Genomic DNA, 19309 nt, shown 5'->3' on the forward strand with positions numbered 1-19309 from the left:
ATCATGGGTAATGGATTAGCTGAGTTTGCAGATTAGGTACTCAGTTACACCTAAAAATGATTCGTTATGGGTATACCAACAGCTTTTAATATTTCACGTCTTACAAATTGAGAAGAGGACAAATATTCAGACCGTTTAAGATAAACTTCTAAAAAAGGAAGTTGTTTTAATAATTCTTGTGACAACTTATGAAGTAATGTGTCATCTTTAGGATGGCACAAGCTAAACGTACAGATAAAATCCTGAGTATATTTTTCTAAAGTTTCTACTGCATCCCGCAAATACCAAGAGCCAGAAGTATAACGTCTAACCTCAATAAGCTCTAAAAACTTGTTTAAATACTCTTGCACAAGAATATTATTATAAGCGATTATATGTAGAAGCTGTTGCTGACTACCTGTAGAATATAAAACCAATTCAGTTTTCATAGTCCAACCCTTATATTAATAAGCAAATTTTAATTTCATATTTGGATACTTTTTACTAAGCCTTGCGTACCTTTCCTTCATCCGCTTTTCGGCTTCAAAGTAGCGGTAATGCGTTAAGGTCTCGTTTTCCACGTCCTGAATAAAGGCTTCTGTAAATGTCCAGCTTTTACCATCGGTCCCAACTTGGCAAAGCCCAAAGTCCATACCTTCTAGCAGCTCTACAAGGGGCATGTCGTATGCTAGGTAGATGACTTGTATCTCTTCGCCGCACCCATCGAAATAGTCAATCGCTTGGATACCACGTTCATGTGCTAAGCCTTCGTAAAAACCGTCAGGGCTGCCAACAGAACGTAATAAGGTGGACCCAAGCCCCTCTAAGCAGTTGCGTATATTTAAATAATTATCGGTGTAAACAAAAAGGTCTATGTCTTTAATGTACCTATTTAATAGGTAATCTCGCGGTGCGCCTCCTGCTAAGTAGACTGCCTTAGTCCCTTTAGCTGCAATTAAATCACTAATTAAAGTGGACCACGGAAGCGGTATAGGCTTAAGTTTCATTTAGAAATCCTCTTTCACTTGCTCTTTATTTTCTTGCTCGTCTACTGCACTAAAGGGGTCATATTCCTGCTTCCTACCCGTGGTGGGGTCATATAGCAGCTGTATTGTGGTTCCCGTAGATTGGCCGGTATATCTATCCTTAAGTATCCTAAATACAGTTTTATTTTTTTCTTCGTCTTCCTCCGCTTGCTGGTCTCGCTCCAAAGCAAACACGAAGGAAGCGTATTGAACATTGGCCTTACCTCCTGCAAAGTCATCAAGGGTTACTCGTCCGCCTTCTTCATGACTCTTTTTGCCTTCTTTTTTTCGCAGGTGAGAAACATAGTAAAGGGTAAAGGGAAGCTCTTTATTCAAATCGTTAAGGCCGCGCATAAAGCTTTTTAAGACCTCAAGACCTTGGCCTTCTCCTACTGCATCCATAATGTAGGTGATGTGGTCTAGGTAAACATGACGTGCTCCGTAGCCTTCAACGCCTAGCCGGATATATTGAAGAATATCTTCAGGTTCCGTATTGCCATCCACAGCGTACATCAATAAATTTTTGGCTACTTTTTCCCTGGTCTTTTTAAATTGTGTGTAATCGTACGAAGAACCGGGAACGTGGTATAACTTTGAGTCCACCTTGCCCGCGATAGTGTCTAACGTCAGTTGTAAATTGGGCTCCTCCAAGAAGAAAGTCATACACTTTTCGTTGTGGACCCCAATATTATGGGCAATATCCTCCTTTAGTAAATCTGTTTTACCGCAACCAGTACCAGAGCCTATGGCGTACATTTCGTTTGGTCTTTTGCCGTAGGTTGCCTGGGTTAACGCGGGGAAAGGCCAAGATAGACCCCATTCAGGCTCTTGATAAGCTGTTGCTAAGACTTCCTCTCCCGTAAATATACAAGCGGGTTTATAGGGCTTTGCGTCCCAAATGGCAGGTATAATTAAGTCACTACGGCCTGCTAGCAGAGCCTCGTTAGCATCTTTAAATGGGAGAGAGGCAACGCGTGATTTGGCTCCAAGCAAACGACAGGCTTCTTCTGTTGCTATCTGGCCCGGTTCATCGTTATCAAACATGATAATAATTTCTTCGAAGCCGTCGAGGTAAGCCTTATTATCAATGAAGGTTTGCTTAACAGAAGAGGCCCCGTTCGGTAAGGACACGACAGGATACTTATTATTTTGAGCTTCAGAGACCGAGAGCGCGTCTATTTCACCTTCAGTTATTACAAGCTTGCGTCCACCGTTGCGCCAAGTGTGCCAGCCGAAAAAGGGAAGCTTCCTTGTGTTGCCTAATATTGTGAAAGTTTTATCAGGAAACCGTATTTTCTGAGCTTGTACGACTCGTGTTTTAGGGCAAGAGTAATTAGCAATGTGGACAGATTTATCTTTAAAGCGACCTACTTTATAACCTAATTTACGACATGTTTCCTCACTAATTTTCCGTTTAACTAGTTCTTTATAATTACCCTCAATTAAAGAGTGAGACACAGATTTTTTATTACCTCCTTCCTCTCCATTAGCTTTAAGAAAATAGTTGCAGTTAGGGGTATAACAATGGGCGTGTCCGTCGTCATAGACTGCAACGTTATCTTGTGAGCCACACCTGGGGCATGGCTCGCGGCTTACGACTCTAGTGGATAAATGCGAAGTCATGCTTATGCATTAAATCGCGGGCGTGCTTAATATCTCTAACCTTGTCTAAAAAGTCCCAGCGGAAAGAGTAGGAATAATCAGTGTCCTCCTGCTTAGCAATGATAGGCACGTCATAATTCTTTGTCATATCGTGGACCACAGCAGCTAGACGGGTAATGCCGTACATGCCAATTGCTTCGTTACGTGTTATATGTCCATATTTTAAAATGTGCTCAGTGACTATTTGGCGTTGAGGTTTCTTTTTCTTTTTTTCTTCTACCATAGAGAGTATCCATTAAATGGAGTTATTCGGAATTTTAAATTTTCTTCCCCTCTCTTCACGACTTGCTTCTCTGTAAATAAACGGAATATTTTATTATCGTTAAAAGAGTACCGTTTTTGCAGTATATCGATGAAAGGTTTTAATGCGTTGTCTATATCAGCCCTGGTATTACTGTAAGAAGTCAAAAGTTCTAGCGTGAGTTTGCCTTCTGGAATAATAAGGTCAGGCAAGGTGCTAAATAATTCTTCTTCGTAGTCACGATACTTTTTCGTTTTTACTTTTTTACCATAGTAGGCTTCATTGACAGAGAGGGGCTTAATTTCAGCTGTTAAGGGTGGTTGCACTAGAAGTCTTCGTCTTCCTCCTCCTTAGTATCTGGCGCACTTTCTCCACCTTGATTGGCTTCATCGAATGGTGCTTGGTCCTCAATTGAAAAGCCATCTTCCTCGTCATCATCAAAGCCGTAGTAATCGGCATCAGCTTCAAAGGTTTGGTTGTCCAGTTTGTAAACTCGGACAGCATCAGGCTGCAAAGTGATACCAACACCTAATGTTGGGGTATACCAAGGGTAAAATACTGTAGCGAAACGGACCTCACTACCTTGGCCAATAACAACGTCTTCAGGAATTATATTTTTCTTAGCGTCAAAGAGAGCTGGTCGGCGGTTGAATGTGGTGCCATCTTTCTTTTTAACTAATGCCTTCATTTTAAATTTAAAAGTTACTGTGCCTTCGTCTTCTTCCACTTCAAAAGGCATGTCAGCTTGCTTTAATTTTAATTTAGGCTTTTTCTTTTTCTTACGCTCAGCTTCAGTGACTTCATTGTAATACTTCTCGTACCGGGTATTAATTTCATCCAATAGCGCTTGGGCATCTTCAGCGGGTACAGTTAGATGCGCTTTATATTCACCGTCAGCATTATACTTTGTGTCTGGTTTATTTAAGCGTGGGAAGGGGCCAAGGGTACCGCGAGGTGAGATATATGTTTCTTTTGCCATTAGTGCTTGTTATTTCTCCGTCGTTTTTCGTTGTTTACTTCTTTTTGTTCAAGGGCTTCTACGTCATACCCATCTTCTATTAGGCGAGCTGCAAGGTCTAAAGGTAGTGTCTTGCCGTGGTCCCAGAAGTGAAGATAGGCGCGTGTTAGGTTAGTCATGGGGAAATCCTTTTTTCATTAATAAATATTAATAATTTATTTAAATTATTTTTTATCAGGAATAGTCTACTTTTAATAAAGGGAGGGAAAAGTTTGAAAACCATGTTGTCATCTGCATGTAAGACTATATTAATATCTCACGGTATTTCATGCATATTATTTTCCTTTCTATTATTTTTGATGAACCTATTTTTATATTTTCAACTAGGTCATTGGGTCGACGTTCATTTCGCTATTACTCACAGGTTACTACATGATTACATACTAAATGCTATACATTATGTAGGACATACAGCCTTTTGGGGGTTGTTTGGAATTTTGGAGCTTCTTATTTATTTTCGAATTAGCTCAAAGCATAATTCTAAGCCTATTGGAATTGACACTAAGTCACTTAAAATAAATATGCCCTGGAGTAATTAAGACGGTTGTATGAGGACAGGCTAAGCACTGGGCGGAGAAATTATTTATTTTTAAAAGCCAGTTGATTTAAATACTGGGCTACGTGGATGGAAGATATGTGTAGAATGCAGTATATTTCTCATTGTTTCTCTACGCTTTATATCTTGCTCTTTTTCATACTCTTCTTCTGAGATTAAGTAACCTGAGCCAGAGAAAAGTGATGATGCTTCTACAGAGGAAGTATCGTTTGAAGCTACACTGTAACCGTACTGCTTACCAGTGGAGACATAAAACAAGCGGTACTTACATGGGATATAAGTTACTAAGAAGGGGCCATGAATGCCATCATTTCTTTTATGGTAAACCTGCTGGCCGGGCTTAACGTGCTCAAGGCCCTTTGGTTTAACTCGGTATTCTCGTGAGGCCTTAAAGCTCGGTTCTGAGACACTTTGCCACGTATTAGATAATGGACACTTAATTTGAATTTCAGCACCTTTACGATAAGCGTCAATGATAGACCAGTGTTTATTTAGAGCTTCGCGTGAAAAAGTCATAATTATTTTCCTTTTTATTTATTTAGTGGACCACAACAAAAATAATTAAATTAAACCTTTTAAGTGGCTGTATTTTTTATTCAACCAATAGAGACCTTTAGGTGTAACCAAAGTCTGTAAATGGGCTCTGCCTGTTCTAGCATGCACCCGGGTCTTCACAACAAAGTAGCCCTTCTCTAAATAATATTGATAAGGCATGTTTTTACGTGAATCAATGGTGTAAAGCACTTTATCTGCGCGCAGCTTTTCATTAAATATATTTGGAGGAAGACCAAGCTCTTGTGCGGCGTATCTAAGAGCAACGTTGTGGTCAGCTTCTAAGTACTCTTCAGCAAAGGCGGCTTTAGGTTCAAGCGCTGTTACCTTCTGCTCAGCTACAAGGCGTCCGTCATACTCATTAGCCCAAGCTCTAGCAGCTTCTGAGGGGTTAGTGAAGTTAGGTAAAGTTGGTTGGTTTAGTGTCAACTGGCCTGTCACATGGGCGTCGAGAATATCGTATACCTTTGAGTGAAATTCAGGACTAATCCAAGCAGTGTATACATAGACAAGCTTGCGGATTACAAAAGTTCCTCCGCTAGCACCTAATGTAACCTTTATTGGTTGAGTTGTGCTAAAGGGCGGAATTCCGCCTTTTGAAATAACAGCTATTAAATCTTTTGTTTGCTGGTTCTCTAGCCAGTACTTAGGTCTATGCTTTTGGTGTCCACCGGCAGCCTTATGTAAATCATTAAGACAAAATCTGCCTTGTGAATCTTGGCGAATATTAATGTTCTCAATGATGATAGGTGCTGTGGTTGTTAGGGCTGTTGTATTTAAATTATTCATTGATTGAGGTCCTTTCAGTTAAGGAGATATCTTTAGGTTGGCTTTAGGTATCTTAAAGCTAATCTTTAGGTTAATTTCATTGATTGTTTTTTAATCTGAAAAGTGAAATTTAAAATTGTCTAAGTTGCGTGGTAACTCAAAGCCACGGATGACGGGGCCTGTAGCGATTCGCATTTTTAATTTCCGCGCCCATTTTTTGATAGGCATATAAATGAAGAAGCCCCAGCGTTAACTAGGGCTTTAAACTTAGATACAAAAATGGAACCAATTAGGCAAAACTATACTGTGAATCCAAGATTAAAGAAGGCTCCAGGCTACCAAAGAACGGGACTGGTGGTATTTTATTTCTGTCCTTTGGTAGCGCTTGTTGCTCTGCCTGGTCCCTAAACTGGCTAAATATATCATGTTCTGTGTATAGCTCATAAAATGCATGACGAATGCTTTTGAATAGGTCTCCTGTTCTACTGGGTAGTGTGCCAAAAGAGTCATGAACCAAGGCCCAATTATTTATTTCATCTGAATTAGCGACAACGAGCATAAGGTGAGTAGCGTCAAGTGAGTGAACGAAGTTTGGAGCTACAGCAGAAGCTTGTTTGGCTTTATCAACATTTGCTGTAGCAACTTTGATACTAAATTCAGCTCTCGTATTACCAAGAAAACTTGTACGCACTCTTTTACTTTGGTCTTTCCAATAATTCTGCTGAACAGGAAAGCCTAGTGGAGTTGTCCAGGTTAAAGCCTCTCCATTTTTCACAACCACTTTAGCGACTTCCTGCAGCCACTCCATACCTTCAGCCGCTTTAACAACAGTTTGGACCACACCATCATACATTAATGATGCCATTTGCGTTGCTGCCATAAAACCATATCCTGTTCTATTCCATAATTGGAACCATTCAGGCGCACTTATCCCTATACCATTGCTATAATGCCTTCCCTCAAGCTTTGCTGGTTTAATTATGTCCTCCATAAGCTGCTCTTTAAAACCGTACTCTTTGCTGCCATAGGGGAAAGTCATTACGTTTCTTTTAGCAATTTTACGACTCATACAGCCTTTTTCTTTGTCATAGCCGTAAGAAAGCCAAGCGTATGTGCTCATAATTTCGTGGTAAATATTATACGCCTCTTGTTCTGGTGCTGCTCTTTTCATAGGCGTACCGTCTTTTTTTCTTTTTTCACCTTTTGCTTCTTCTTTCCAAACAGGGAAGGGCTTTGCGATTTTATATCGCCTTTTATTTTTATTATAAATCTCCTCCATTTTTTCCTCAGCTCTTTTCTCGATACCTTGTAAACTTAAATCCTGCCAGCCTTTACCAACAAGGGCTTCAAGTACTGGATAAACCCTATCAATTACACGCTGATAAATGTCTTGGGGTTTATCTGAAGGAATTAAATTAACTGCTGCTCCAGTTTCTTCACAACGTAAAGCCATGCCTAAATGCTGTAATCCTGAGCAAGAACCATCAAGAGCAACCGCTATACGTGAAACATGTTCTAAGCCATTATCAAGGTAGCCTTTCCATTCTAAAGCAGCTGCAACAGCTTGAAAGGGCTTGTCTGCTTCTGTCCACTGGCGGTTGTCGTAGGGATTTTCTGCTATTTGATAAAGCATGTCTGAGTTTTCTTTAGTCCAGGCTATACGCTCATCAAAAGAAACCTTATCGACACCCCACAAGTTAGCAATGTGTACCGCTAGCCAATCTGCTGCTCCTTGCGTTCCCAGCTTTTCACCTTCAGCGAATTGCAGTAAAGCTTTTACATAGTCAGCTCCTTGCGGAGATAAAGAACCATTGGTAACTGGATAAACACGACCACGAAAATCTAATTGATATGGAAAATATATTTTTTCAAAGCGAGCATATTTTTCTGCTGTTTTTAAAGTCATTGAGAGAGAGATACGCTTGGACCGCGTGCGTATATTATGTTTCATAACATCAGCCTTGGCTATTTTCCACTCCTTTTTTGTTTCCTCATTTGTTGCAATGTCATCTGGTTTTTCAGGTAGTGGCAAGTCTGTTGCTCTTGGTAAACCTCCTAATTCACTGTCGGTTTCTGCCAGAGATAAAAGCAAATCGAGTAAAGGTAAATTAATGCACCATGGTGTCGCTTGTATCTTATTTAATGCCTTATAAACCAAGGGCATTTTTTGCTCTGCCAACTTCTGCAAGTACGACTTGCTACGGGTTTTTACTAGAGTGATAGGTGTCACCTGATTAGTTAAATAGCCTCCAGTAAACGGGTCTTGCCAAGGGAAAGGCTGTACCACCATAGGCTCATAAATAGCAGCAAGGTCACTTAAGTAAGCGTTTGTTTTTCTAATCCACTCTAAGCAAGCCCTAGTTGGCTTAATTTGATAAATAGTTTGGCGCTGAGTGCCTTTGTTTTTCCTTTCTTCCCATAAGTCAATTTCAATAAGCCCTAAATGTTCTACTACCAGCTCAATAAGCACTTTACCAACAAGGAAGCATTCTTGTTCTGTCCACTGGTGCAAGCTAGCGCCATCCTCATTCACAATAAAGCGGGCTGTAGCTATCTTCCGGTGATACTGGCTTTTCTTATCGGCTGAGCGGAGGACACCACGATAAAGGCGTACATCCTCTTCTTTCAGATTACGCATTTCAACTTCCATGTTAACTGCTTTACCAATGGCCTTAGCTGTTTTGGTTAACTTCTGTTCTCTTGTAATCCCGTTTAAGAGAATCTTCAAGCTGATGTAAGCAATGGTTCGACTGTCGAGCAGATTAAAAAAGCGTAGGGCTGTATGTTGTCTACCGGCTGCTATCGCTGCTTTTTCCTTCCAGGTTTCAATGGCATCTGCGAGGTCATCTGTTTTAGTGGACACAAGACGCCTGCCGTATGTGGTATCGGCTTCTTCCTCTTTCTCCATGGCTTTAAGTACTTGCTTTCTGAAGCGGTCCCGGCCTGCCTCAGCCATAGATGCCTCAAGTTTAACTTGGTCTTCCTCAGTACCTGCAATGCGCTTAAGGTTAGCGTATGTTTTCATTTTTCTTGATTCCTTCTTATTTTGCACTATTTGTGATTAAATAACTTTGTTTCACTATTGAAATTATTTAGGCAAAAGAATCCCCTAGAGCTGAGTTAAGGTAGCCCTTGGGTTTACTTTTATATTTTGTTATGTACTGCTTTCGTTGTACTTATGGTATAGCTTATACTTCCTTTTATTTAATATATGTAAATTTGGAACTAATACATTAGCGCACTAGAAATATATTTGTAAACATATTGCAAGATAGATTTAGGGTTTATTTACGACTGGTTAGTCATAACGCTTTTAGCAGCTTGTTAGGTAGTTACATATAGGACATTAGTAGTAAGTTTTGCACCAAAAACGTATGCAAAATTTTACTTCTAAGCCCATTTTATAAGGCTAAAAGACCCATAACTTTTGCTACAAAATTAACTTAAACTTTTGCTACAAAATTGGATAGAATAGAGAAAGGACGAAAGAGAAAAAAGAGAAGGCTAGGTCACTAATGTTGAATCACCCATTTTACGATTTCTTGATGTCGGCGATGTTGTGACATAGTGTATCCCTTTAGGGCACCTCTAATAATTGTTTACCTGATATAAGGCACTCATTTTTATCTCGTTGCTATCAGGGCTGTTTTATAACATTGATTGGAATTGCAGGTAAGAAATAAAAAAAAGGAGTAAGCATGTCCACCTATATTTTGGCGATTGATCAGGGTACTACCAGTTCTCGGGCAATTATTTTTAATGAAAAAGGTTTGCCATTATGGCAGGCACAACAAGAATTCAAACAATATTATCCTGACGATGGGTGGGTTGAACATGACCCTGAAGAAATATGGGTAACAACCTTGCAAGTTTGTCAGCAGGTGATGCAAAAAGGCAAACTACGATCAACTGATATTGCGGCAATCGGTATTACGAATCAACGTGAGACAACTGTGGTATGGGATCGAGAAACAGGTAAACCGATTTATAATGCTATTGTTTGGCAAGATCGCCGTACAGCCAGTTATTGTGAAAAATTAAAGCAGGCAGGTAAGGAAGTTTTAATTAACCAAAAAACAGGTCTGTTAATTGATCCTTATTTTTCTGCATCAAAACTGAACTGGTTATTAGAGAATGTGCCTGACGCCCGAGAAAATGCTGAAGCGGGCAAGTTGCTATTTGGTACTATCGATACTTTTTTACTGTGGCGATTAACTGGTGGAAAAAGCCATAAAACTGATGCTACAAATGCTTCTCGAACCCAGCTGTTTAATATTCATACCCAGCAGTGGGATGAAGAACTGCTTAAGCTACATAATGTACCTGTTGCTTTAATGCCTGAGGTAATGGACTGTAGTGCTGAGTTTGGCATAACTGAGCGTACTTTATTTGGTGGAGAAATTCCTATTTTATCAATGGCGGGTGATCAGCAAGCTGCATTGGTGGGGCAAGCTTGCTTTAAACCAGGTATGGTCAAAAGCACTTATGGGACTGGCTGTTTTGTCATTATGAATACTGGGGATCAGGTGATTCAATCTGAAAATCGGTTATTAACCACCATTGGCTATCGTCTTAATGGCCAGGTAAGTTATGCCATTGAAGGCAGTATTTTCATTGCAGGGGCTGCCATGCAGTGGCTGCGTGATGGGTTACGACTAATTCCCCATGCCAACGTAACCGAAGCTCTAGCTCAAGTGGCAAAGAAAACCCATGGGGTGTATATGGTGCCAGCTTTTACTGGTTTAGGGGCGCCTTACTGGGACCCACATGCTAGAGGCGCTATTTTGGGGTTAACTCGCGATACTGGTGTTGCAGAAATTGTTGCAGCAGCACTACAGTCGGTTTGCTATCAAACCAAAGACTTGATGAATGCCATGGCTGCTGATGGTGTTGCGCCAACAACTTTAAGAGTTGATGGTGGTATGGTGGTAAATAACTGGATGGTTCAGTTCTTGGCTAATATTCTGGGAGTAACCGTTGAGCGTCCACAAGTCACAGAAACCACAGCACTTGGGGTTGCTTACCTGGCTGGCTTGCACAAAGGGATATATCAGTCGATAGAGGAGATTGCAGACTGTTGGCACTCTGAACAACGGTTTGAAGTCAGTATGGAGCAGACCCAAAGAGAGAAACTGTATCTGGGTTGGCAAGAGGCCGTAGAAAGGGTAAAGAGTAAGAAGTAGCTAGGAGAGAGCTAAAGAACAACAAAAAGACCCTGTATGTATAGCTTGCCCGAAGAGCTATTAATTTCGGGCAAGGTGAATTTCCACGACTTGTGGGTCTAGTTGCAGCAAGCTTTTGGTGAAAGTTTTCACAAACTGCAAAGCTTCGTGCTGTGTGGTAAAAGTTTTGGCATTGTTTCGATTACCATAACTACCATTGTTCACTGCATAACAGTCAGACCACCCCTTACAGTTGAGCTTTACTGCCCATTTGGGAAGGTGTTGCGTTGCTGTGGGGCTTGCATTAGCGACAGCAAAGCACGCTAACAGTATCGGGACTAGGCTCCACTTCATAATCTTACCCTGTTTGATGAAGTCTGTTGTGTCAATCATAAACTTGATTATAAACCATCATGCAGAAATAGTATTTAAATTGAGCTATATTGGTGATGAATTAGACAGTGCTGGTTGTTTTGTATACAGATATGCAGATTCTCAGTTTGTAATCTGGTCACTAAAAGCCTAGATAGTTCGCTTGTATCACTTCCTTATCAATACATAACAGTACACTCACAAACACAAAGTTGATCTCTTATTTGCGCATGTTTTGTACCTATTGAGACAGTGAAATATTTCACCTGATATTAGGCCTGAAAATAAGAAATAATAAATCTTAATCAATCGACTAATAGGTAAAAATCAGGGTGAAAAACCATGACACAACAGTTTTATAGCTTACTGACTAAACTCGGTAAAGCCAAACTGACAAATTCTCAGGTATTAGGCACAAAGCTTAATTTAACAAAAATCCAGGTTGGTAATGGTGGGGACAAAAAAGGTAAAGCCGTATTTCCTACTGAAGACGATACCCAATTAGTCAACCAATGCTGGGAAGGAAATATTAACCGTATTTATGTGGATGATAAAAATGAAAACTACCTGGTAGTAGAAGCGGTTATCCCTGAAGGCATTGGCGGCTGGTATATCACAGAGTTTGGTATTTTTGATGCAGAAGGTGATTTAATTGCCATTGGAGGCTACCCAAAAACCTATAAACCCAAACTAACAGAAGGGTCGGGTAGCAGCCTGTATTTAAAGGTAATGTTTGAGGTTTCTAATGCGGAAGTCGTGCAATTAAAAATTGACCCATCCATTGTATTGGCCACCCAAGACTTTGTTGGCGAGAAGCTATTAGAGCATGTGGCTGAAGAAAATCCTCATTCGCAGTATTTGAAAAAAGTTGACTATGAAGCGGCGCAGGGGGTTAGACTTTCTCAGCTAGCTAATTTACCTATCTATGCAGAAATCCAAAATGAAGGATATAAACTAGCTCTAACAGCTGAAAATAACCAGTTAGTGATATTGCCTGATCAAATCATCTTATGGCGGGGTTGGAAAACATTTAATACCAGTGATTACTCTGTTCAGCAAAGGACATTTTCATACACAAGTAATAAAGCCTATCACTTGCGTTGGAACCCTCAAGCAGGCTTTCAGTTGTTAGAGCTTAGTGATTCTAACTACAACCCAAATAAGCTAAGTCATGATGCAGTTGACTTTGACAGCACCTATGATGATGTATTACTAGCGACTTTATTACCCGATAAAGATAAGCCAATAATAGAAAAGGTGTGTAGTGATAAAACCAAACCTTGTTTTGAGTCAGGTTGGATAAAAATATCGGCACAGGCAGGTGAGGGATCTTATAATGCAGGTGAACATCATTTAAGAAGACCACCAATTCGATGGGTGGCACAGGTAAAAGCTGATGGTAAAGAAGGGAATAAAGGCAATCAAGAGATTCTTGATGCTACTTTTATTTCTGGTAGTGCTAACACTGTTGATGATGAAGCAGATGAGTACGGTGGGGTTGCTGTCGCCTTTAATTCAAAAAAATATTTTATATGGGTTCCATCGCAAAATAATGATGGTAAAAATGGATCAGTTATTATGGTCTGGGATGGGTGGGGAGCAAAACCTGCAAATGAATCAAATCATGTGTTTATAAAAAACTCATCCATTAAAGTCATAGGTTGGTACTAATATGTATTATAAAATTGAAAAAGATTTAGTCATTGCTGGAGCAGAAAATGCTTGGGTGCTGGGAAATGAAGATAAAATAGTAAAAGGGAGTGAGTTTGAGCTGCCATTAAGCTATTTGAGATACGATGGGCATAATATTATCGATGTACGTACTCAAAATAAATTCTTTATTGACGAGCAAGGTATTAAACATATTACTCGTTTTGTTGGAGCCTGGCAGTATTTAGAATGTGAATATACTGATGAACTCATCCGCGAAAATAGCCAATGGCGAATAAAAAATAACGAAGATAAATGTCAGGAAAGAATTGAGGAAATAAAATCCAAGCGACGTCAGGCGTATACAACGGAAGCTGACCCATTAAAAAACGAATATGATTATGACTTGATTAGTAACCCAGCTGAAGCTGAAACAAAAAAGCTCCAATGGTTAGCAAAAGTTAAAGAGATAAAAGCGAGGTATCCATTTTCGAGTTAATGTATAGCCGTTGAGTAGTAACCAGACTAGTATTTTTGTAATTTTCTAAGCATAATCTTTTGGCATGTATACTTGGCAGAAAAGGTCAACCGGTCATGTTAAAACAACTAGCAGAAAACCTATGGACGATAGAAAGCAGTATGCGTTTTTTAGGGGCTGATATTGCACTTAGGATGACTGTAGTGCGCTTATCAGATAGCAAGTTGGTATTAATTAGTCCAGTGGTATTAGATGAGGCATTGGTTGATGCATTAAGCCAGTTAGGTGATATAGCTTATATTGTGGCACCTAACTTGATGCATCACTTATATGCTGAACAAGCGAAGCAACACTTTCCTGAGGCTAAGTTATTAGTTGCGCCTGGTTTGCCTGACAAGCGCAAGGATCTAGCATTTGATTATGTATTTGATAATCAATCTTTTCAGCCTTGGCAAGGAGAGCTTAATCACTTTGTATTTACAGCTTTGCCTATTTTGAATGAAGTAGTGTTTTTTCACTCAGCAAGTAATAGTCTAATTGTGACGGATTTGGTGTGCAATATTCAAAAAGTTGATAGGTCTTTATTTAGCCTTTATCTACAGCTGTCGGGTGTTTTAGGAAGGTTGGCTATGAGTCGGTTGTTTCGCTTATTAATGCGCAATAAAACCCATGCCAGGGAACAGTTGCAACAAATTTTACATTGGAACTTTGAACGAATTGTCATGGCTCATGGAGAAGTTATTGAGCAATCAGGTCAGCAGAAGCTAAAAGAAGCTGTCAGTTGGTTACGTTTATAGGGTATATATGGCTGTTTGATTTGGATAGGATTTAGATATTTGATGTAGGCTGCTATCGGGATGAAAAGCAGCCATGTAATGAGGATGGGTTACACTACTATTACATTATCGGCCTGTGGGCCCTTTTGACCTTGTTTGATATTGAACTGAACTCTTTGACCTTCAAGTAAAGTTCTATGTCCAGTACCATTAATTGCACTGTAATGAACAAATACATCTGAACCGTTTTCTTGTTCAATAAACCCAAACCCTTTAGTCTCATTGAACCATTTTACATGACCAATATTAGAGGACATTGAATTACTCCAGAAGCTATTTACCTATTTCAAACTATTAGTGGTTGCTTTTAGGCTGTCGTATCGACTAGAGCCAGCCAAAAGCTAAGCTGAGAAGTGCAGAAGTTACTTATGTAGAACGAGACGAGGTACTACAGTGGGGCCTTCGAACTGTCTTGCATAAATAGTACTGTTTCATTTTCAGCGTATCTAGTAGTGCAAAATAAGGTTGTTACTTTATTTTGCACATGCTCTACCAGTATAGGCAATGGTTTGAAAAAGGTAAAATGAATGCTGTCATACTAATTAGAGGTTGAAGATGCTTGGCAAATCAGCAAGATCCATTCTTTAAATAGACTAATTTTTTGAGGTATTTGTTTCATTTTACGAGTAATAAGATAGTAACTATACTGGCTGGTGCAAGGGGTTGGTATAGGTGAGACTAGCGAATGACTTATCAGCTCTTGCTCAATAAGAAAGCGGGGAACGAGAGCGATGCCTAATTTTTCATGAGCAGCTTGAATCAGCATAAAATAATGCTCAAAGCCAAGCCGCTTTTCTGTTGGTTCTTCACTGTTATGCTGTTTAAACCAGTTACGCCACATATGTTTTCTAGATGTATGTTCTAGCAAGGTGTAGTGGTGAAAATCATCTGCCGTATTAATTGGATAATTTTTTTGTAATAAATCTGGACTACAAATTGGAATCAGCTCTTCATTCATCAACCAGGTTGCATCCACTCTAGACCAATTGTTGTTTTTACCACTGCGAATCACAATATCAACATTTTCTTCAAATAATGCGTCGGTATTGTCACTGGTAATAATATTAAGCTGTAGATGGGGGTGTTGTTGCTTAAACTGATTAATTTTGGGGATTAACCAGCGTGAACTTAATGAGGGTAAAACGCTAATGGTGAGAGTTTCATTAGGACGAAACTGTTGGATAATGCTTTGAGTGGCTTCGTCCATTGTATCTAAAGCTTCTTTGATTGCCCCTAAGTATTGTTTACCTGCTGCAGTGAGCTGTAAGGTTTGGCCTCTTCGCTCAAATAATGGAAAACCTAAGTACTCTTCTAGTTGTTTGACTTGCCTGCTAATGGCTCCTTGGGTAACAAACAGCTCGTTAGCAGCCAGAGTGAAGTTTTGATGGCGGCCCGCAGCTTCAAAGGCTTTCAAGGCATTGAGTGAAGGAAGGTAACGAGGCATATAGTTCTTTACTACCAGATCAATTTAAAACGCAAGTATGAGTTTTTCTCATGATACTGTTCATTTTAATCGTTTGCTTGAGTCTTAGCAATCACGTCTAATAGCTCTCGGATATGTTTACCCATTCTGGGGAGGTAACCTTGTCTTGCTAGGTTACCGTTTTCTTTTTCGTGTTTTAGTCAGGTATACTCAGAGGAGTGACCGTGGTTGACTTCCTTTTCTTGCTTGAAAAAGTAAGCTTTTTATTTTTCCTGGTGCTACTTGGTTTTGTCATTGGCCGTTGTTTTACTATTGAACTAAAAACAATATCAACCTTATTACTTTATGTTTTATCACCAATTGTTATTTTTAGTGGTACTGCCAAAGCCGAATTAACACCCACTTATTTAGCAGTACCAATAATCTTCTTTGTGATTTGTGTAATCTTTGGCTTGCTTGGTTTGCGGGTGGGGCAGCGTTGCTGGAAAGATAATACCCAACACCTATTTGCTTTGTCTTGCAGTACAGCCAATACAGGTTATTTTGGGTTACCTGTGGCAATGGCGATATTAGATGATAATGGGGTCGCTTTGGTGATTTTCTCAATGCTGGGAATAACTTTTTATGAATACACAATTGGTTTCTATATCACAGCTCGCGGGCGTTTCTCAGTTAAAAAAAGCCTGATAAAGTTAGCCAAAATTCCCTTTATCTATGCATTTGGTACAGGACTAATACTTAATTTAACTAATTTCTCTTTGCCGGATAGTCTCATGAGTCAACTTACTGTATTTAAGGGGGCATACACTGTATTGGGGATGATGTTAATTGGCTTCTCTCTGGCTAATGTTGGCCGGCAACATATTGATTGGCGGTTAATTCTGCTCACCACTTTTAGCAAGTATATATGCTGGCCGCTATTAATAGTCGCATTGATTTTTGCTGATCAGCAGTATACTCAATGGCTAGATCAACAAATGATATTCGTGATGTTGTTAGTCGCTGTGGTACCCCTGGCAGCCAATACTATCGCATTAGCAGTTGAGCTAAATGTACAACCACAAAAAGCCTCAGTCGCCGTATTAACCAGTACAGGGCTGGGTATTATTATGATCCCGTTGTATTTGGCAGTATTGCCGGGATATTTGATGAATAGCTAAAAACAAAAGGGTATTGGTACCCTTTTTTTTAGGCGATTAATACATAAATAGTAGCGAGAATAATATGTAGCACGGCAAACGGTAGTGCTTTTTTAACAAAGCCGGCAAATGATAAAGAAAGCTTGTACTTATGCATAATTGTCACTGCCACCAATGTAGATGCGCTGCCGATTGGAGTTAAGTTACCACCCAGGTTGGCGCCAAAAACCACTGACCACCAGAGGGATGATTCACTTGCAGTGCCTGCCGTATCTAAAATTTTTGCCAGCATGGCAGCTAGGGGAATATTGTCTGTAACAGAGCTAAAAATAGCTGACAGAACTAATAAAATACTGGTGCCAAATGCGGTTTCTTCCGTGCCTATGAGTGCTGTAATACCTTTCCCGATTAAATCCAATACCTGGGCGTGTTCCATTACATTAATCACCACAAATAAGGCACAGAAGAAAGTGATTAAATCCCAGTCGACGGCTTTATAAAACTGATCGACTTCTGATTTGTAACGAATCATCATCACTGTGGCAAAACCAAGCGCAACGAATCCCATGCCTAAGTCTTTAACCAGTGGTAAAATAGAAGTGGTTGCAATGGTTAAGATAAACATGATTAACATAACCCCTGCAAACTGAAAAAAGCGTTTGCTTTCAATACCATCACGCTCGTCAAAACTGGCTACTAACTCTTTGGCTTGATTTTTTTCCTCTTCAGACGCGAGAGATTGAATGGCGAATAGTTTAGCTCCCATCCATAACGTAATGACGGTTGCAACCAGTACATAAGGACTGGCTTTCAGGAAAAAAGCAACAAAGCTGATACCGGCGGTATTACCGACAATGATGTTAGGCACAGAGCTAATTAAGGTTAATAAACCACCTATATTGGTCAGTAGGCCTTGGACTAATAAAAACCCCAGTAATTTTTCAGAGCGGTTTAATTTGTTAAGTGATACGGCAGTTAATGAGCCAACAATAATCATTGCTGTCACATTATTTAATACAGCAGAGAAAATAACGGTCATTATTCCGTAATACCAGAGCAGTTTAAGCGGGTCTCCAGCTGATGCCTTGGTCAGTTTAATGGCGACCCAAGTGAATAGTCCTGATCGAGAAGTTACATCAACAAAAATACTAGACCCTAGAATAATCGCAATTACCCCCCAATCAACTGCAGGAATAAACACAGGCATGTTAATTTCATGGCCATTGGGTAAAGAAATACTACCGAAGGGTAATAGCTCAAAAAAAGCGCCCAATAGCAAGCTGATTGCAGCAAATATGGCGACAATCAGTGATTTTTTAGCGTGAATTTTTTCCTCTAGAGCCAAGCTGACAATCATTAATACTAAAATAACTACAAATGTTATCGTAACTCCAGTGCCAACATTATGAACACTACTATGAATAGCAGCATCAGACGCCACTTGTAGGGTATTACTCATTGGTTATTTTCCTAAGAATATTTTTAAGTAAAAAACTGAAGCTGGCTAAAATATAAAAAAACACTCTATAACATAAGTAATGGAATTTGCCGCAACTCAACAGCTAATGGATAAGCGATACCATGCATTGCCAGCTGATCTTCGTCTTTAGTGTTCATCACTAGCAAGTCTAACTCATGATCTTCAATCAACTTTTTATAGTCTTTGATATGATGACCAAAGCTTACATGTTCGATCACATTAAGATTAATATTAGCCTCTGCTAAAGCGGATGGGCATGAACGAATAAAATCATGGGGTTCTTTTAATAACTGTTTAGCCAGTTTTTCTTGCGCATCGTCAGTATTAATAGTGGCAATTTTACTGATTGCTTTAATAATCCGCTGAAAATAGGCTTTATCTTCAATATGACTCAAGTGCAGATTACCTCCTGGTGAAGTGAAGGCTACCCCATAATGGACTAAGTCGTGATCAAGCGTAAGGTGATCAGTGACTACCATGACTGAAGTACTTTGGGTTAAGGCATGTTCACCTGCATAACTGGCTTTAGGGTGCGGAATAACTAATACGGGTATTGTGGTATGTTGCAGCAATACATCAAGGTGCTCCCCTAAACTATGAGGGAACTGCCAGGCATTACTGTATAAATTTCGATAGCTGCAAATAAGGTCAGGTTTGATGGCTTCTACTTCTTGTAGCAATGCTTCTGTAGTTTTTGATTTTTCATTGGCGCTTAAGTGCCAATGAATGCTATTGCTGCAGAGCTGAGGCGAAAACTGCTGCAATTGTTGTTTTATTTTTACACTATCTGCTTCAGTTTGATCAGTTATCAAGAGCACTGATTCAATTTTGACGGGGTGGTAGTGATAGACGTCTTTTACGGCAGCCCTGAATACACTTTCAAATTGGTCAACTGATGACATATTAAGCCCTTAGTACTGATGGGTTCTAACAATTTTTTGCTCCACCTACATTGGTATCGCTTTCAT

19 protein-coding genes are annotated in these 19309 nt (G+C 39.7%); 5 read left to right on the forward strand and 14 right to left on the reverse strand.

Translation table 11 applies throughout. From position 1 onward, the window contains the following. Positions 1 to 50: 50 nt before the first annotated feature. The 9 genes from ORQ98_RS25635 to ORQ98_RS25675 form a co-directional block, all read right to left on the reverse strand. The gene (locus tag ORQ98_RS25635; RefSeq protein WP_274691677.1) at positions 51 to 428 is read right to left on the reverse strand and encodes a hypothetical protein; all 378 of its coding nucleotides are present in this window, start codon (positions 426 to 428) and stop codon (positions 51 to 53) included. A gap of 15 nt (positions 429 to 443) precedes the next feature. Continuing rightward, positions 444 to 986 (reverse strand): hypothetical protein, encoded by a 543-nt coding sequence (locus ORQ98_RS25640; RefSeq protein WP_274691678.1) that lies wholly within the window; start codon positions 984 to 986, stop codon positions 444 to 446. Further along, a complete protein-coding gene (locus tag ORQ98_RS25645; protein ID WP_274691679.1) occupies positions 987 to 2462 on the reverse strand; it encodes a DnaB-like helicase C-terminal domain-containing protein in 1476 nt (491 codons plus the stop codon). It abuts the gene before it with no gap. Positions 2463 to 2604: 142 nt separating this feature from the next. Then, entirely contained in the window at positions 2605 to 2889 is a 285-nt protein-coding gene (locus ORQ98_RS25650; RefSeq protein WP_274691680.1) for a helix-turn-helix domain-containing protein, read from the reverse strand. Beyond that, positions 2883 to 3233, reverse strand: a complete 351-nt coding sequence (locus ORQ98_RS25655; RefSeq protein ID WP_274691681.1) for a hypothetical protein — start codon at positions 3231 to 3233, stop codon at positions 2883 to 2885. The genes ORQ98_RS25650 and ORQ98_RS25655 overlap by 7 nt, the downstream gene beginning before the upstream one ends. Then, the gene (locus tag ORQ98_RS25660) at positions 3233 to 3886 is read right to left on the reverse strand and encodes a hypothetical protein (protein WP_274691682.1); all 654 of its coding nucleotides are present in this window, start codon (positions 3884 to 3886) and stop codon (positions 3233 to 3235) included. The genes ORQ98_RS25655 and ORQ98_RS25660 overlap by 1 nt, the downstream gene beginning before the upstream one ends. Before the next feature lie 628 nt (positions 3887 to 4514). After that, positions 4515 to 4997 carry a hypothetical protein gene (locus ORQ98_RS25665; protein ID WP_274691683.1) on the reverse strand — a complete coding sequence of 161 codons (483 nt, stop codon included), beginning with the start codon at positions 4995 to 4997 and terminating at the stop codon, positions 4515 to 4517. Between the two features lie 45 nt (positions 4998 to 5042). After that, a complete protein-coding gene (locus ORQ98_RS25670; protein ID WP_274691684.1) occupies positions 5043 to 5822 on the reverse strand; it encodes a phage antirepressor KilAC domain-containing protein in 780 nt (259 codons plus the stop codon). A gap of 268 nt (positions 5823 to 6090) precedes the next feature. Further along, positions 6091 to 8826, reverse strand: a complete 2736-nt coding sequence (locus tag ORQ98_RS25675) for a DNA-directed RNA polymerase (RefSeq protein WP_274691685.1) — start codon at positions 8824 to 8826, stop codon at positions 6091 to 6093. A 673-nt stretch (positions 8827 to 9499) separates the two neighbouring features. Here ORQ98_RS25675 and glpK point away from each other — a divergent pair. Next, positions 9500 to 10984: a glycerol kinase GlpK gene (gene glpK / locus ORQ98_RS25680; RefSeq protein ID WP_274691686.1), complete on the forward strand. Its 1485-nt coding sequence runs from the start codon at positions 9500 to 9502 to the stop codon at positions 10982 to 10984. Between the two features lie 60 nt (positions 10985 to 11044). On the opposite strand, the gene ORQ98_RS25685 is transcribed toward glpK, so the two are convergent. Continuing rightward, positions 11045 to 11317 carry a hypothetical protein gene (locus ORQ98_RS25685; RefSeq protein ID WP_274691687.1) on the reverse strand — a complete coding sequence of 91 codons (273 nt, stop codon included), beginning with the start codon at positions 11315 to 11317 and terminating at the stop codon, positions 11045 to 11047. 360 nt (positions 11318 to 11677) lie between these two features. Here ORQ98_RS25685 and ORQ98_RS25690 point away from each other — a divergent pair, with 360 nt between their 5' ends. The 3 genes from ORQ98_RS25690 to ORQ98_RS25700 all read left to right on the forward strand — a co-directional run bounded on the left by ORQ98_RS25690 (position 11678) and on the right by ORQ98_RS25700 (position 14260). Next, positions 11678 to 13006, forward strand: a complete 1329-nt coding sequence (locus tag ORQ98_RS25690) for a phage tail protein (RefSeq protein WP_274691688.1) — start codon at positions 11678 to 11680, stop codon at positions 13004 to 13006. A 1-nt stretch (position 13007) separates the two neighbouring features. Continuing rightward, positions 13008 to 13484, forward strand: coding sequence for a hypothetical protein (locus tag ORQ98_RS25695; protein ID WP_274691689.1), 477 nt, complete (start codon positions 13008 to 13010; stop codon positions 13482 to 13484). A gap of 95 nt (positions 13485 to 13579) precedes the next feature. Continuing rightward, positions 13580 to 14260: a DUF4336 domain-containing protein gene (locus tag ORQ98_RS25700; RefSeq protein ID WP_274691690.1), complete on the forward strand. Its 681-nt coding sequence runs from the start codon at positions 13580 to 13582 to the stop codon at positions 14258 to 14260. An 89-nt stretch (positions 14261 to 14349) separates the two neighbouring features. Here ORQ98_RS25700 and ORQ98_RS25705 read toward each other — a convergent pair whose 3' ends face one another. Beyond that, entirely contained in the window at positions 14350 to 14556 is a 207-nt protein-coding gene (locus tag ORQ98_RS25705) for a cold-shock protein (RefSeq protein WP_274691691.1), read from the reverse strand. 281 nt (positions 14557 to 14837) lie between these two features. Then, complete coding sequence (gene gcvA, locus ORQ98_RS25710) at positions 14838 to 15743, reverse strand: transcriptional regulator GcvA (RefSeq protein WP_274691692.1); 906 nt, start codon at positions 15741 to 15743, stop codon at positions 14838 to 14840. Between the two features lie 203 nt (positions 15744 to 15946). Between gcvA and ORQ98_RS25715 the strand changes: the two genes are divergently transcribed. Beyond that, positions 15947 to 16882, forward strand: coding sequence for an AEC family transporter (locus ORQ98_RS25715; RefSeq protein ID WP_274691693.1), 936 nt, complete (start codon positions 15947 to 15949; stop codon positions 16880 to 16882). 28 nt (positions 16883 to 16910) lie between these two features. Here ORQ98_RS25715 and ORQ98_RS25720 read toward each other — a convergent pair whose 3' ends face one another. Beyond that, on the reverse strand, positions 16911 to 18320 hold the full coding sequence (locus ORQ98_RS25720; RefSeq protein ID WP_274691694.1) for an ArsB/NhaD family transporter: 1410 nt from the start codon (positions 18318 to 18320) through the stop codon (positions 16911 to 16913). Between the two features lie 65 nt (positions 18321 to 18385). Continuing rightward, on the reverse strand, positions 18386 to 19243 hold the full coding sequence (locus ORQ98_RS25725; protein ID WP_274691695.1) for a hypothetical protein: 858 nt from the start codon (positions 19241 to 19243) through the stop codon (positions 18386 to 18388). Positions 19244 to 19309: the final 66 nt, after the last annotated feature.

It is taken from the genome of Spartinivicinus poritis, assembly GCF_028858535.1.
GTDB classification, from domain to species: Bacteria; Pseudomonadota; Gammaproteobacteria; order Pseudomonadales; family Zooshikellaceae; genus Spartinivicinus; species Spartinivicinus poritis.

Coding starts and splice junctions, on each gene's coding strand:
- ORQ98_RS25635 (WP_274691677.1), bottom strand. CDS start 428: ATGAAAACTGAATTGGTTTTATATTCTACAGGTAGTCAGCAACAGCTT.
- ORQ98_RS25640 (WP_274691678.1), bottom strand. CDS start 986: ATGAAACTTAAGCCTATACCGCTTCCGTGGTCCACTTTAATTAGTGAT.
- ORQ98_RS25650 (WP_274691680.1), bottom strand. CDS start 2,889: ATGGTAGAAGAAAAAAAGAAAAAGAAACCTCAACGCCAAATAGTCACT.
- ORQ98_RS25660 (WP_274691682.1), bottom strand. CDS start 3,886: ATGGCAAAAGAAACATATATCTCACCTCGCGGTACCCTTGGCCCCTTC.
- ORQ98_RS25665 (WP_274691683.1), bottom strand. CDS start 4,997: ATGACTTTTTCACGCGAAGCTCTAAATAAACACTGGTCTATCATTGAC.
- ORQ98_RS25670 (WP_274691684.1), bottom strand. CDS start 5,822: ATGAATAATTTAAATACAACAGCCCTAACAACCACAGCACCTATCATC.
- ORQ98_RS25675 (WP_274691685.1), bottom strand. CDS start 8,826: ATGAAAACATACGCTAACCTTAAGCGCATTGCAGGTACTGAGGAAGAC.
- glpK (WP_274691686.1), top strand. CDS start 9,500: ATGTCCACCTATATTTTGGCGATTGATCAGGGTACTACCAGTTCTCGG.
- ORQ98_RS25685 (WP_274691687.1), bottom strand. CDS start 11,317: ATGAAGTGGAGCCTAGTCCCGATACTGTTAGCGTGCTTTGCTGTCGCT.
- ORQ98_RS25690 (WP_274691688.1), top strand. CDS start 11,678: ATGACACAACAGTTTTATAGCTTACTGACTAAACTCGGTAAAGCCAAA.
- ORQ98_RS25695 (WP_274691689.1), top strand. CDS start 13,008: ATGTATTATAAAATTGAAAAAGATTTAGTCATTGCTGGAGCAGAAAAT.
- ORQ98_RS25700 (WP_274691690.1), top strand. CDS start 13,580: ATGTTAAAACAACTAGCAGAAAACCTATGGACGATAGAAAGCAGTATG.
- ORQ98_RS25705 (WP_274691691.1), bottom strand. CDS start 14,556: ATGTCCTCTAATATTGGTCATGTAAAATGGTTCAATGAGACTAAAGGG.
- gcvA (WP_274691692.1), bottom strand. CDS start 15,743: ATGCCTCGTTACCTTCCTTCACTCAATGCCTTGAAAGCCTTTGAAGCT.
- ORQ98_RS25720 (WP_274691694.1), bottom strand. CDS start 18,320: ATGAGTAATACCCTACAAGTGGCGTCTGATGCTGCTATTCATAGTAGT.
- ORQ98_RS25725 (WP_274691695.1), bottom strand. CDS start 19,243: ATGTCATCAGTTGACCAATTTGAAAGTGTATTCAGGGCTGCCGTAAAA.